This is a genomic window from Chryseobacterium pennae (genome assembly GCF_003385515.1).
GTDB lineage: Bacteria > Bacteroidota > Bacteroidia > Flavobacteriales > Weeksellaceae > Chryseobacterium > Chryseobacterium pennae.
The window spans coordinates 82,313-96,914 of the sequence record NZ_QNVT01000026.1 but is presented as its reverse complement, the minus strand read 5'-3'; the positions used below and the strand labels follow the sequence as shown (position 1 = coordinate 96,914).

The window sequence follows — 14,602 nt, the reverse complement described above, 5'->3', positions numbered from 1 at the left end:
CATTTAATTCTTCTGTAAAGGATTTTTCGCAACTAATAAAAAAGATGAATATTAAAAGGTAAAATAGAGTAATCAAATTACTTTTCATTTTCATTTTTTTTAGATTATAGGAACCTTAATAATTTTATAATCATTATCTAACTATTTACTAATACATTTTTGATTAATTTGGATATGCAAACTTAAAGAAGTCCTATAAGCTAAATTGTTAATCGACTACTAACTAGTGTTAACTAGTGTTAACTAGTGTTAACCACTGTAAATTACAGTCCAAATAAGTTGTACATTTGTGATAGCTGTAAATTGGAGTTGCTAACTTTGTTAGGACACAATTCTTATACTGTTTAGCTTTAAGAGTATGAAAAAGAAAAAATTACAGTTTAGAGTTTAAGATCCAAGCAGTATCATTAAGTGAACAGCGAGGCAATGTATCCTTGGTGGCTCAAGAATTGGGTATTTGCAAAGAAAGTCTAGGCAATTGAAGAAAGCTTGACAAAGAAGGTAAGCTTACCAAGGAAAAACAAATTTCCTCCGATCCTATAAGAGAAGATTTACTGAGGCTTCGCAAGGAACTTGAAGAAACAAAGCTTGAGCGTGACATCTTAAAAAAGGCGGTAGGCATCTTCTCCAAGAGAGACGGATAAGATATAAATTTATCAAAGAAAACGCTAGTGTTTTTCCTGGCGGGAAGATGTGTGATGGCAGGAGCAGTTTCTATCATTGGAAGAAAAGAAAACCTACTATGCGATCAGAAAGAAGAGCTGTTTTATCTGCGGAGATCTTCAGTATCTATCATTGGAGCCGTGGCAGATATGGAAGCCCCCGGATTGTAAGGGAACTGGATCAAAAGGAATAAGATCTTCTCGCCCTTTTGTTGCCAAACTGATTGTAAACTTCCCTAACCTAGGTACACTCAAAAGTAGAGTTTCGGTTAATAATAATTTCTTGTTGTTGATGTTAAAATTTTGTTGAAAATGTGGGAAACTCATTTGGTTTATAGGATTGAGCTTTCCATATTTCAATAAAAAATCTCTAGGCGTGAGGTATTGCAGAGCCTTATGGGGTCGCTCATTATTTGTAATAGCCACTACTTGATCTGACAGTTGGTTGTTTTTAAAAATTGTCAGATTGCCTATTCGAATATAGTAATGTTTCCGCAAAATCTATAGATTCAACTTGTTGCTTATTTTCTTGCACCGGATAAGTAACAAGTTGATTTTCTTTTAGTGTCTCCAGCATCTTTTCTTTTGCCAAATTAATTGTATCATTGAAGGTCTGCATAGGTGTCTTTCCAAAGCAGTACTTTCCTGTATGGGTACGATCCTGATTATAGTAAGTCATCCAACGATCAAGGTCGTTTTGGAGTTCCTGAATGCTTCGGTATACTTTCTTTCTGAATGCAACTGCATAAAACTCGTCCTGAATAGTACGATGGAAACGTTCGCAAATACCATTTGTTTGAGGACTTTTTGCTTTGGTTTTTGTATGATCTATATCTTCGATGGCTAGATAGAGCTGATATTCATGCTGGTCTCTTACCCCGCAGTATTCCGTTCCTCGATCTGTCAATATCCTTAACAACCTTAAGTCATGTTGCTCGAAAAATGGTACGACCTGATCATTTAGCATATCTGCAGCAACTAATGCATTCTTACGATCATACAGCTTTGTAAAAGCGACTTTGGAATAGGTATCAATGAAAGTTTGCTGATATATATGTCCAACTCCCTTAATATTCCCGACATAGTATGTATCCTGAGCACCTAGATATCCGGGATGATGAGTTTCTATCTCACCGTGTGCCTTTTTCTCTTCTTTAGCTCTTTCTAGAGCTACAAGCTGAGCTTCCGTTAAAACAATACCTTCCTGTGCAGACTTTGCCTCTAAGGCTTTTAATCTGAGCTTGAAGGTCTGCAGATCATGCCTCATCCATATACTCCTAACTCCTCCAGGAGATATTAATATGCCTTGCTTTTTCAGCTCATTAGAAACACGTAATTGACCTAAAGCAGGCTGGTCTATAGCTAGATCGACAACAGCTTTTTCAATATGCTCTTCTACTCGGTTCTTTAATATAGGCTTTCTTCTAGAAAGTTCTTGCAGTGCAAGCTCGCCTCCTTGATCATACAATTCTTTGAATCTATAAAAGCTGTCTCTGGAATAGCCCATTACTTTACAGGCTCTTGATACATTTCCTAGATGCTGGGCAAGTTCTAAAACACCCAGTTTGTTCTTGATGATTTTTTCTTGTGTTGTCATAACTCTAATCTATTTTACAGTTGTTAATTTATCGCAACTGTCAGATTAAGTCTTGACTACTTCACATTATTATACATCCAGATTTCTGAATAATTTCCCATCTGCCTGATGTTTTCAAAAAGATAAACATCCAAAAATTCTGTCCGAAAAGTCCTGTTGAATCTTTCTATCAGAGAGTTTTGCGTTGGTTTTCCGGGCTGAATATAATGAAGAACTATTTCATTCTTGACGCACCAATCTTTAATTTTTTTGCAATAAACTCAAGACCGTTATCCACTCTTATTTTTTATGGTTTTCCACGCCAGTCGATTAATGTTCCAGTTGCAAAACCACTCTTGTCGATGGCAAACTATTATCAATAGTAATATTGAAGATTTCTCTGTTAAAATCATCAATGATATTAAGACTTCTCATGCTTTTACCATTCTCCAAAGTATCGTGCATAAAATCCATACTCCACGTTACATTGGGATAAACAGAACGAAGCAATGATTCTTTAAAACTCGCCGGAAGCCGTTTCTTTCGTTTGCTTCTCAGATTCAGTTTCATTGATTTGTAAATTCTATAAACCCGCTTGTGATTCCATCCAAAACCCAAATTTCTCAAGCGGTGGTGCATCGTCCAAAATCCCAGGTATGATGCTGTCCTGCGAGCAAAACCAGTTCCTCACGGATTTTATCATCTTCATTGTTTTTTTTCTTTTTGTAATAAAATACCGAACTCTTTAGGATGAAAAGTTTACACGCATTCCGAGTGCTGATCCCGTGTTCTGATCCGGAATAAGCAACCAGTTCCCGCTTCTCGAAAGGTGTTAAAGCTTTTTTGCAATCACATCTTTCATCACCACATTTTCCAAGGTAAGTTCCGCCACAATTTTTTTGTATTGCGAAAGTTTTTTCTCAAGTTCCTTCATTTTGGAAAGTTGCTGAATATCCAAACCTCCATATTTACTCTTCCATTTGTAAAATGTCGGCTGGCTAATGCCGTGTTCACGACAAATCTCATTTACGGTCTTACCTTGATTTTGTCTAGATAGAATCTTAATACTCTTAACTTCTGAAAATTTACTGTTTTTCATAGTCTTCCAAATTTAAAAACTATATTTTTAAATGATCCTCTTTTTGGGGAAGATTACATCCCGACAAAAATCTCGTCCAAATAAGAAGCCAAAAATCCTCTTTTGGAAAATATTTTTTTTGACAATTTAAAATTTTTAAATATCTTTGTTTCAGTTTGTTAGGGTGTGATAATAACTGTTACCACATTGGCCCTTTATTATCGTGAACCACTGATAAACAAAGAATTCGAAATTCTGTATCGAAAAGTAACCATTCTCGCTAAAAAGAAGATTGAACATTTGATATGGAGTGTAAAACTCACCATTTATTGATAAGTACAATGACATTCCAAAATTCTTTCTATTTATGAATTTGGGCTGGATGCAATAAACATTGTGTGATGACTTTGCCTTTAATTTTCAAAATGCAATTCTGTGGTACAAGAATTTAAGACCACTGTTGCAATTTGCCAATTCTGTTAAAAAGGGGATATTGCTAAAACTCCCAAACCACAAGCGTAATTCAGGAGTTTTTGTAAAGTGGACTTATTGGAAGATTCTAGTTAAATACTCTTATCTAGAGATTATTTCGTTAGCAGTATTTCTTTAATGGAATCTAATCTTCTTGTAATTGTTCTCAACTCTTCCTGTGGTAGCTCGTTATCATTTCGCACTTGTTGTTGGCTTAAAACCGCCACCTCGTGCTGAAGCTTTAGTAATAAATGCATTGGATTTTCATTTTTATCATTATTGTCGTTTTTACTAAGCCTTTCTTTTAATTGTTTCATTTCGATACCTATTGATTCTTGCTCAGTAATAGCATATTCTTCTGTTTGCTTTACAGAGTGATGCCCCATCATTTCTTTGACAATATGGATTGGAACACCGTTTTTAAGGGTTACAGTACTACCAAAGGTTCTTCTAGCTTTGTGAGTGTTGAGAGTGCCAGTTAATTCACAAAGTATGGCTATTTCTTTAAGATATTCATTCATTTTTTGATTAGACTTTACTGGTAGGACAGCTCCTCTTGTAATGCACAAAGGATGATATTTATATCTCTCCATAATTTCAATTGCCTTTGGTAAAAGGGGGATGTCTGTCTTTGATTCTGTTTTCTGGCGATTGGACATAATCCATAAACTGCCATCTATGCCCTCTTTAATGTCATTGGGTCTTAACTGATATGCATCAATATAGGCCAATCCGGTATAGCACTGAAATACGAATATATCTCTAATTAAAGATAGTCTATCGGAGGAAAATACTTTATTTTCAAGCCGGTGGAGTTCGGCTGTAGATAGCGGTTGTTTGTTGCATTTAATTTTTTTCCTTTTAAAAAGCTTAAAAGGATCTTTAGGAATAATATCTTTTGCGATTGCCCTAAGAACAATTGTTTTGAGATTGGAAATATATTTAAGTGCCGTATTATTTGCGCAATTTCTGACCGTTTTCAAGTAAAGTTCATAATCTTTGACAAAATCAAAATTTAATTCTCTGAATTCGAGATCTTCTCTCTTATATTTAAACTTTATGAATTTAGCTACATGGGATCGAGCAATACTATATCTTTCGTAAGTACCCATTGCATATTCCTTCTTTTTGACCAATGAAAGTATTTCTAAATTATGTTCTAGGAACTCCTCTAGAACTTTAGCTTTTGAAACGTTATTTCCTTTTACAAAGTCAATAAGTCTTTGTGAAGTGATGGTTTGATCGTCGTTGATTAATTTAGTTCTATAATTGGAAATTCTAGTACTTATTGAATCTATATAATAATTCAATGACTTTGCATCTTCTTTACTACCGGTTGCTCGTCCGGTTTTTTGATTCCATCGAGTAACATCCCATCTTCTCTTTGTTGATGTTTCTTTTGGAACTCCATCAACAGTTATCCTTAGATACAGGATTCTCGAATTCTCTTTTTTCTCAGGTGTTTTCAAAAAAAACATTACACCAAAACTTTTTTCAATCATAACACAATTTTTAATTAATAAATATCGAATTATGTTGTATCTAAATCAAGTCGTTAATGAGTTTTACATGTTGATATACAGTGTTTTATAGGCTTTTTGTGGCAGTTTTTTTTTGAGTTTGATAACTGCCATGATTTTGCAATAAAAATTACGAGTGTTTTTAAAAATTTTGCGAATACGCAAGAAAATCAAAAAGCCTGTAATTTTATGAAATTACAGGCTTTTAAAGCGTTTTGACAATTTTGAAAGCTTTATGCTTCCTTCTTAGCAGAGAGGAAGGGATTCGAACCCTCGATACAGTTACCCGCATACTACCTTTCCAGGGTAGCTCCTTCAACCACTCGGACACCTCTCTATTTGAGATTGCAAAAATAGGATATTTTCTTTAAATACCAAATTTTTTACTGCATTTTTTCAGCCGTAATTTCTCCACAAAGGCTTTGGGTAAAGTTATCCGCGAAGCTTCCGGAGTAATTAGGATTGTCTATCAGGTGCATAGCTTTTGTGATGGCCGTTTCTGCTGTCATATCTCTTCCACTGATCGCTCCGATCCTTGAGAAGATATTACTGTTCTCATACTTGCCAAACGAAATTCCACCAGAGATACATTGACTTACTACTACGATCTCTGTACCGTTATTTCTGATCTCCTGAAGAGTTTCCTGAGTCTTTTCACTGCTGAAAATGGTTCCCGAACCGAAAACCTGTAGGATCAGGACCTTCATTTTAGGAATTTCTCTGAAGTGACTCAGATGCATTCCCGGAAAAATTCTCCAGAACAGAACATCCTCAGAGATATATTCGTCAACATGAAATTCAATCTCAGGATCACAACGGAAAAGATTGTCTTTGAGAATATTTAAATGAACTCCGGATTGCCCAAGAATAGGGTAGTTCGGACTTGCATATGCATCAAAATATTCGGCAGAATACTTCAGTGTTCTGTTTCCTCTCAGAAGTTTATATTCGAAATAGATGGCAACCTCCTGAATGACTGCTTCATCATTTTCATACAGACTTGCATAATACAGACTTGTCAGAAGGTTTTCCTTGGCATCGGTTCTCAGATCACCAATTGGAAGTTGTGAACCAGTCATGATTACAGGCTTTCTTAAACCTTTTAGCATGAAACTTAGAGCAGAAGCGGTATAAGACATCGTATCCGTCCCATGAAGGATCAGGAAACCGTCATAGTCATTATAGTTCTTCAGGATATAATTGGCGATTACTCTCCATTCTTCAGGTCCCATATCTGAAGAATCCAGTGGTTTGGCAAAAGGATGTACGAAAACTTCACATTCCATAAGCTTCATTTCAGGCATCTTTTCGAAGATATTACCAAAATCAAAGGCACGCAGACTGCCGGTTTCATAATCTTTTTCCATACCGATGGTTCCTCCGGTATAGATGAGCAGGACTTTTCGTTTCATGTATTATTTTTAATTAAGAATGATCCCGATTAAGGATCATAGCCCAAAATTACGTTAATTTGCAAAGATTTGAAAATGAATAAAGGCTTATGATTAAATTTTATAAGAATAAGATTGTAATTATAGGCTTTATATAGAGCTATTGAAAAAATAACTAAATGCAGATGAAAGATTTAGCACAGACTTATGAATATTTAAAACAGTTTTTAACAGAAGAAAGATTATCAAAGATTGAACATTTTTCCCAGGAAAGTTCTGATTTTGTACTTCCGGTGGTGGAAGATATCTATCAGTTCCGGAATGCAGCAGCCATTGTGCGCTCTGTAGAGGCCTGTGGTTTTCATAAAGTAGTGGCTTTGCAGGAAGAATATAGCTTTGAACCCAATCTTCGGGTTACCAAAGGAGCAGATACCTGGGTTGAGGTTGAAAAAATGCCACGTAATATGGAATCTTTTCAGGAAATTAAAGACCGAGGCTACAAAATTGTAGTGGTTTCACTGGAAAATAATGCTAAAATGTTACCCGAATATGAAATTACGGAACCTATGGCATTGGTATTCGGGACAGAAATGGAAGGAGTTTCTCAGGAGATTCTGGATTTTGCCGATGAAACACTGGCGATTCCGATGTATGGCTTTACAAGAAGCTTTAATGTTTCCGTGGCAGCTTCAATCTGTATGTATGAATTGAAACAGAAGCTGATAAAATCCGGTATTGATTATAAACTAGATGAAGAAAAACTGTTAAGAATGAAAATCCTTTGGACAGTAAACTCTATAAGAAGCGGGCAGCAGATTTTTGAAAAGTATCTGAACGAAAATAACATTGATTGGAAATAATCAGTTAAAATATAAAAAGGAGGTCGCTGAACCTCCTTTATTTTTTATAGATAGATTAAAAATCCATTACCTATATCATATTGTAATAATTCCACGCTGCTACAAATACGCCTGCCGTTTCAGTTCTTAACCTTTGATTTCCTAATGAAACCGCTTTAATTTTCTGTTCGGCCAAAAATGCAATTTCCTTTTCAGAGAAATCACCTTCAGGACCAATTAAAAAAGTAATCTCTTCCATTGTAGGAATACTTTTGAGTTCCATTCTTTCAAGATTTTCATGGCAGTGGGCTACAAAAGTATTTTCAGAATTAATATCCTTCAAAAAATCAGTTAGCTTTACCGGATCATTGATCACCGGAAAATGAAATCTCAGACTTTGTTTAGAGGCAGCTACAGCCTGTTTTCTGATCTTATCAATATTAATATTTTTACGTTCCGTTTTTTCTGTAATAATAATGCTGATTTCTGAAATACCCATTTCTACAGCTTTTTCCACAAAAAATTCGATACGGTCAATATTTTTAGTAGGAGCAATGGCAATATGAAGTTTCGGATTGAAATCCTTTAGGTTCTCTTTAATTTCAGATACATCAATAGCGGCTTTCTTTCCTTCTATAACGAGTTTTCCTGAAGCTAACGCTCCATTTCCGTCCGTTACATAAATTTCCTCTCCCTGCTTCATACGAAGAACTTTTACAATATGCTGCTGTTCCTCGTCGTTGATGATTACTTTTTTACCTTCTATTTCTCCGTAAAATAATTTCATATATCCTGAGTTAAGAATGCAACTCCTGTTTTTATAGTCGTGTAAATATCTGTATCACATTCACGGTAAGTACACATGAATATTTCTTCTATCCACTTATTATTAATAAAAATCAGATTTAAATATTCCTGCTTTCTTAAGTTATTTTTTATAGATAAATAATCACCTTCTTTTGGTGTATAGGGAAAGCTGAAAACTTCTTCTGAATTTATTGTTTCAAGAATCTCCTCTTTTACATCCTGAATATATCCTTTTTCAGAGCTTGCCGGAAAATAATCCATAGCGTCTTCCGGATTTTCAATTTTTCCTGTAATGGTTTCTAATACCCAATAATATTTTGAGTTCTTTTTAGAATGCGTTCCCAGTACTTTTTCTTCTAAGAGTATTTTCATAAGTCATATTTTGCGGTCGCAGTAGTTTTCAAATCTGTAAATTCACCTCTTTCGAACTTCAGCTGTGCTACCATAGCAATCATGGCTGCATTATCGGTAGTGTATTCAAATTTTGGAATGTAGATATTCCAGTCTAATTTTTCTTTATTGTCTTCCATTGCCTTTCTTAGTGCAGAATTGGCAGAAACCCCACCTGCAATAGCTACTTCTTTCACCTCAAGATCTTTAGCTGCTTTTTCAAGTTTGTTCATCAGGATTTCAATAATACATTTTTGTACGGAAGCACAAAGATCGTTGAGGTTTTCCTTAATGAACTCAGGATTTTTTCTGACTTCTTTCTGAATGAAATATAAAACGGAAGTTTTTATACCACTGAAAGAATAGTCATAATTTTCCAGTTTGGGTTTGTTGAATGTAAAAGCATTGGGACTTCCTTCTTTGGCAAGTCTGTCGATAATAGGACCGGCAGGATAATCCAGATCAAAGATTTTTCCGATTTTGTCAAAGGCTTCTCCGGCGGCATCATCAATGGTTTTTCCGATAATCTCCATGTCAAAATAGTCTTTTACCAGTACGATCATGGTGTGACCTCCACTTACGGTAAGACATAGAAATGGAAAAGTAGGCGGCACAGGATTTGCATCCTCGATGAAATGGGCCAGAATGTGAGCTTGAAGGTGATTAACTTCAATTAACGGAACATTAAGACTCATAGCCAGAGACTTAGCAAATGATGTTCCTACAAGAAGTGATCCCAAAAGTCCGGGGCCGCGTGTAAATCCTATAGCAGAGATTGCATTTTGTTGTATATTTGCTTTCGTAAAAGATTTTTCAACAACGGGAATAATGTTTTGTTGATGGGCTCGCGAAGCCAATTCAGGAACCACACCTCCATATTCTTGATGGATGGTCTGATTCGCAGCAATGTTTGAAAGAATAGAATTCCCCTTGATGATAGCTGCTGAGGTGTCGTCGCAAGACGATTCAATACCTAAAATTATAGAGTCGCTCATAATAATGGCAAAGTTAGAGAATAATAACGAGAATGAGAATAAAAAATCAGTAACTGAAAACCTAGGGGATCAGGTACAGAAGACTGTTGAAAATGTGGAGGAAAAGGTACGGGAGACTGTAAAAGAAGCATCTGAACTGGCTTCAGACGCTATCAATCATCCTGTAGAAACAGCAGAGGAGTTTGGAAAACAGGCTATGAAAGATGTCACCAGCTACACCTGGTGGGCAAAGCTTTTGCTTATTCTTTTTTGGCTGGGTATCGTTCTTGTTGCAGGAGTTCTTATTACAGTCAATCTTCCGGTAACTAAACAATGGGCTGCAGATCAGGCTTTAAAATTGGTAAACAATGATTTCAAGTCTGAATTTTCTACTGAAAGTGTAGAGGTGAACTATTTCGGAGATGTTACCATAAAAGGATTAAAAGTAAAAGATTATAAAGGACTCGAGTTTATCAAAGCCCGCGAGTTTTATGCTGATTCAGACTGGATCTCTCTTGCGGTGAATGCTATTTCAGGAAACAGTAATTCTTTAAGCTTTAATTCCCTGAAGCTTGTGAATGCAGATGTAAAAGTGATTACCTATAAAGGAGACAGTATTTCTAATTTTATCAGATTTGTCGACCTTTTTGATGATGGTAAAAAAAGAAATCCAAACAAACCGCCTTTTCAGCTGAATTCCAGAATTCAGATCCTGGATTCCAAAGTTTCTATTGTTAATGAAAATTCTTCCGGAGATCACGGAAAATGGCTTACTGCAACGAACTTTAATTTAAAAGCACCCAATGTTAAGGTGAACGGACCTAATATTTCGGCGCTTATTAATAATATGTCTTTTGTAACTACCAGATGGGGGAAATCCCATACGGTAGACACCTTTTCAACAGAGCTGTCTTTAACCAAGCAGTTTTTGTCCTTAAAAGACCTTACTTTAAATACAGATCATACTTTACTTCAGGGAGATATTAAATTTAATCTTCATGATGGTTCATGGGCAGATTTTGAAGATAAGGTTCGCTGGGATATGAATATTGCACAGGGAAGCCAGATGAGCGGATATGATATCAGCTATTTTGTTACAAACTGGGATAATATCAAGCCATTCAACCTTTCAGGAAAAATGACCGGTCCTTTAAATAAATTTCATTTAGAGAACTTTCTGATCCGGAATCCTGATGTGAATATTGCCACCAAAACGATGAAGGTTGATAATCTGCTGAAAGGACACTTTTCCATTGAAACAAAAGACCTTTCTACAGACTTTACTTATAAAGATCTGAAGGCTATGATGCCTACTTTTATCTCCAGCAAGATGAAGAATTTTGCAGATGATTTCGGAAAACTGAAATATAACGGAACGGCAAAAGTAAATCCTGATCAGATTTATGTTGACAACGGAAACTTAATGACGGGAATAGGACAGGCAAAAATTTCTAAGCTTTCTTTAACGGGATACAGCACAGCGATGCCAAAGTATTCCGGTCGTCTTGAGGTAAAAGACCTTAATACGTCTGTTATTACAAAAAATAAATCGGTAGGATTGATTTCCGGTAATTTTGATCTTAACGGACAAAGTTTCGATGTCAATACAATGCGTCTTACCACCAAATCTCAGATTTCCAGCATTGAAATAATGGATAAGGTGATCAATAATCTTTATCTGGACGGCTTATTGGATCATAAAAAATACAACGGGCTGATTACGGTAAATGATGAGCAGGCAAAAGCAACCATCAAAGGATTAATAGATTTCAGTACATCAAAAATTATGATGGATGTAAATGCTGATGTTACCCAATTGAATATGAATTATTTTACCAATAAACCTGGAAGTCAGATTGTAAGCGGCCAGGTAGAAGGTAAAATGTCTATGTCATCCATTAATGATCTTACACTTGACGTTAATGCCAATAATCTTCACTTTGCAACTGCTACTCAGAAATACAGTATCCCAGCTGCAAAATTAAAAACTTTTGTTGAAGCAGGAGGACGTGTAATAGATGTAGATGCTCCTGGAGCTGCTACCGGAAAAATCTCGGGTAAATATAATCTTGCAGATCTTGTAGGAATGGTAGAAAACGGAGTGGGAAGAATTCTTGTGGGGCCACCACCAAGAAAATTATACAGAGATCAGAATTTTGCAATGAAATTTGATGTTCAGCAGGGACTGGTTAATTATTTTTTACCTGATCTGAAGCTTCCTCACGGAGCTTTGGTAGAAGGAGAGTATGATGGAAATTCAAATAACCTGATCCTGAACCTTGATGCCACTGCGCTGAAATATATTATGACCAAAGAAGAGGAAATTACCGATGCTGATAAAGCTTTGGCAGCTTCCAATCCTAACTACCAGATCAATGGCAGAAAGAGCCTCAGCAGAGACAGTGCTATGGTAGACAGTGTTAAAGTAAGGATCAATACTGCGAATCTTGCTCAGCAGGTGTATGCAAGGATCAATAGGTTGGAGTACAATAAAAATATTATTAAAGATTTCGAACTTAAAGGGAATAACGAAAACGGAAATACCCTTCATCTGGCTACCCTATTTAAGCATGGAAGCCCGGATGATGAAATTAATGAAAAGCTTAAAGAATATGCCATTAATGTAGATCAGTCTACAGATGCAGCCGGTGATTATGTTTTCAGGTTTGAACCTACTGAAGTTAAATTCAATGAAGTTTCCTGGGCTATTGATACCAGTCCGGAGCTGAATCATTCCATTACCTACAGAAAACAGACAGGCGATTTTGATATCAGAAATCTGAGGATCTATTCAGATAAGAGTGCTTTGTTTATAAAAGAAGCCCAATTTAAATCTGCTAAAGACTTCTATGTAGATGCTGATATCAACGATTTTGCAATAGAGAAACTCCTGGAAATGCAGTCGGGTGGAAATGGAATGGATATAAAAGGTCTGGCTAACGGAACTGTAAAGATCAAAATGGATAAGAATACTTTGCAGCCTCTTGTAGACGTTACGGTGGATGATATCAAAATGAATGGTAATGACATGGGTGATATCTCAATTTCTGCTACCAACGGATTCTCACTCAACGTTTATGATATTGATGTAAAAGTTCATTCTGCAGGTATATTGGGGAATAACAGTTTAAATCTTACGGGTACTGTTAATAATAATACAGCTTCTCCTGATATTGATCTTACTGCTGAAATGCGTGATTTTGACCTTTCATTTACCCAACAGTTTGTTCATACTATTTTTGGAAACCTCAGAGGGAAAGCAACCGGCGATCTTAAGATTAACGGAAAGCTTAATAACCTTGATTACAATGGTGATATTGCTTTGAAAGGTTTTGGATTAAAACTTCTGTTTACAGGGGTAGACTATTCATTTGATGATACCGTGATCCAATTAACCAAAGGGCTTGCAATTCTCAATAATATTGAAGTTCATGACGGGAGATCCAATTCCAAAGGAAATATTTCTGGAGCGATTCAGTTTGAGACCCTGTCTTCAATGGGGGTATCTCTTGTAATGAGGGCTGATAACCTGTTGATGCTGAATAGCTCTCAAAAAGATTTCGACCTTTTCTGGGGAAGGGTTTACGGACAGGGAGATCTTTATGTGGATGGACCGGTATCAGGATTGAGCATAACGACACCTAATATGAAGGCTCTTAACGGAAGTACTTTTACCTTTAATTCAGGTTCCACTTCAAATGTTGAAGAATTCAAGATGCTGAGATTCCTGAAAGAAGGAAAAGATGGGTTGATAACCTTGGAAGATAAGAAAAAGACTGGTGCCAACATGAATATTGATTTCAATCTGGCTGTAGATAAAGGAACCACTGTAAATGTTCTTATTGGAGATGATGTGGGAAGTATTACTGTAAAAGGAGTTGCAGAACCTTTGAAGTTCCAGATGAACAGACAGGGAAATATTGCCATGAACGGTACTTATAAGGTAGATAACGGAACATTTATTTCAAAGGCGATTCTTAATAAAACCTTTCAGATTCAGAAAAACAGCAGCATCAGATGGGATGGTGACGCTATGAAACCAGGACTGGATATCACGGCTAACTATGTAAGAATGGTTTCCAATGTAGGGGAATATCTGAGCTTAGGAAAACTGCAGCCTATCAGTGTTTTGCTTCAGGCTAATATTACCGAATCATTGATAGATCCTAAAGTAGAGCTGAATGTTACAGCAATGGATGTTTCCAGCCAGGTAAGAGAAACTTTAGCGGCAAAAATGAGCCAGGAAGGGGAAAAAGTACTTCAGTTTGGTTCCGTTCTTCTATTGAGTACCTTTAACGTATCCAATAGTGGTGGAGTAGAAGTGAATATGGGTAACGTTGCAGAATCACAAGGATATAATATGCTTCTGAAACAGCTGGGATCGGTTCTTAATACAATGAGTAATGAATTCCAGATTGACCTGAATTATGTGAAAGGTGATCAGAACTCAAATATCGGAGATAGGGCCAATGCAGGGGTAAGTGTTGCCCTTTCGCCAAGGATGAATATAAAGACAGGATTGGGAATTCCGTTGTCAAAAACAGATGCAAGTGCTACCGGAGCACAGAATAATTATCTTTCAGGAGAAGGGTCTATAGAATATGATTTGTCTAAAAAGAATGATGGTACTTTGGTGGTAAGAGGGTATTCTAAGCCAACAAACATCGGAATGATCAGTACGAACGGAGCTGCAAATCAAGCCTATGGAGTAGGGGTCATGTGGAGCAAAAGCTTCAATTCTTTGTTTAAAAAGAAGAAAAAAGACAAAAAAGTGACTGAACAGAAAACTGAAATAAAAACAGATTCTATAAAATCAAATGCTAAATAATCGGAATATTTTAATGATTTTTATCATCCGTGTTAATTATTGTTAATGTTTGATATATTTTTTTTA

12 protein-coding genes, 1 tRNA gene and 1 pseudogene are annotated in these 14,602 nt (G+C 36.1%); 4 read left to right on the top strand and 10 right to left on the bottom strand.

The window, feature by feature from the left end; genetic code table 11:
• Positions 1-374 precede the first annotated feature (374 nt).
• Together DRF65_RS29305 and DRF65_RS28595 are read left to right on the top strand one after the other, a co-directional pair.
• Positions 375-482: pseudogene (locus DRF65_RS29305) on the top strand (hypothetical protein); the annotation flags it as partial.
• Positions 483-671: 189 nt separating this feature from the next.
• Entirely contained in the window at positions 672-833 is a 162-nt protein-coding gene (locus DRF65_RS28595) for a hypothetical protein (RefSeq protein WP_165852291.1), read from the top strand.
• A gap of 280 nt (positions 834-1,113) precedes the next feature.
• Here DRF65_RS28595 and DRF65_RS21890 read toward each other — a convergent pair whose 3' ends face one another.
• From DRF65_RS21890 to DRF65_RS21860, 7 genes are all read right to left on the bottom strand, one after another.
• Complete coding sequence (locus DRF65_RS21890) at positions 1,114-2,259, bottom strand: IS481 family transposase (RefSeq protein ID WP_115972865.1); 1,146 nt, start codon at positions 2,257-2,259, stop codon at positions 1,114-1,116.
• Positions 2,260-2,315: 56 nt separating this feature from the next.
• Positions 2,316-2,477: an integrase core domain-containing protein gene (locus DRF65_RS29300; protein WP_394337825.1), complete on the bottom strand. Its 162-nt coding sequence runs from the start codon at positions 2,475-2,477 to the stop codon at positions 2,316-2,318.
• A 91-nt stretch (positions 2,478-2,568) separates the two neighbouring features.
• On the bottom strand, positions 2,569-2,892 hold the full coding sequence (locus tag DRF65_RS21880) for an IS3 family transposase (RefSeq protein WP_262511440.1): 324 nt from the start codon (positions 2,890-2,892) through the stop codon (positions 2,569-2,571).
• Positions 2,893-3,070: 178 nt separating this feature from the next.
• On the bottom strand, positions 3,071-3,337 hold the full coding sequence (locus DRF65_RS21875; protein WP_115972863.1) for a transposase: 267 nt from the start codon (positions 3,335-3,337) through the stop codon (positions 3,071-3,073).
• Positions 3,338-3,900: 563 nt separating this feature from the next.
• A complete protein-coding gene (locus DRF65_RS21870) occupies positions 3,901-5,289 on the bottom strand; it encodes a site-specific integrase (protein WP_115972862.1) in 1,389 nt (462 codons plus the stop codon).
• Between the two features lie 268 nt (positions 5,290-5,557).
• Positions 5,558-5,644 (bottom strand) — tRNA-Ser (locus tag DRF65_RS21865).
• A gap of 46 nt (positions 5,645-5,690) precedes the next feature.
• Complete coding sequence (locus DRF65_RS21860) at positions 5,691-6,719, bottom strand: asparaginase (RefSeq protein WP_115972861.1); 1,029 nt, start codon at positions 6,717-6,719, stop codon at positions 5,691-5,693.
• A 164-nt stretch (positions 6,720-6,883) separates the two neighbouring features.
• Between DRF65_RS21860 and DRF65_RS21855 the strand changes: the two genes are divergently transcribed.
• Positions 6,884-7,558, top strand: coding sequence for a TrmH family RNA methyltransferase (locus DRF65_RS21855; protein ID WP_228438878.1), 675 nt, complete (start codon positions 6,884-6,886; stop codon positions 7,556-7,558).
• Between the two features lie 70 nt (positions 7,559-7,628).
• Here the strand turns inward: DRF65_RS21855 and DRF65_RS21850 are convergent, their stop codons facing one another.
• From DRF65_RS21850 to tsaD, 3 genes are read right to left on the bottom strand one after another with little or no spacing between them, the layout of a single operon-like run.
• Positions 7,629-8,324: an RsmE family RNA methyltransferase gene (locus tag DRF65_RS21850; RefSeq protein ID WP_115972859.1), complete on the bottom strand. Its 696-nt coding sequence runs from the start codon at positions 8,322-8,324 to the stop codon at positions 7,629-7,631.
• Complete coding sequence (locus DRF65_RS21845; RefSeq protein ID WP_115972858.1) at positions 8,321-8,716, bottom strand: hypothetical protein; 396 nt, start codon at positions 8,714-8,716, stop codon at positions 8,321-8,323. Before DRF65_RS21845 ends, DRF65_RS21850 begins: the two co-directional genes overlap by 4 nt.
• Entirely contained in the window at positions 8,713-9,729 is a 1,017-nt protein-coding gene (tsaD, locus tag DRF65_RS21840) for a tRNA (adenosine(37)-N6)-threonylcarbamoyltransferase complex transferase subunit TsaD (protein WP_115972857.1), read from the bottom strand. Before tsaD ends, DRF65_RS21845 begins: the two co-directional genes overlap by 4 nt.
• 4 nt (positions 9,730-9,733) lie before the next feature.
• Between tsaD and DRF65_RS21835 the strand changes: the two genes are divergently transcribed.
• Positions 9,734-14,536, top strand: coding sequence for a translocation/assembly module TamB domain-containing protein (locus DRF65_RS21835; protein WP_115972856.1), 4,803 nt, complete (start codon positions 9,734-9,736; stop codon positions 14,534-14,536).
• Positions 14,537-14,602: the final 66 nt, after the last annotated feature.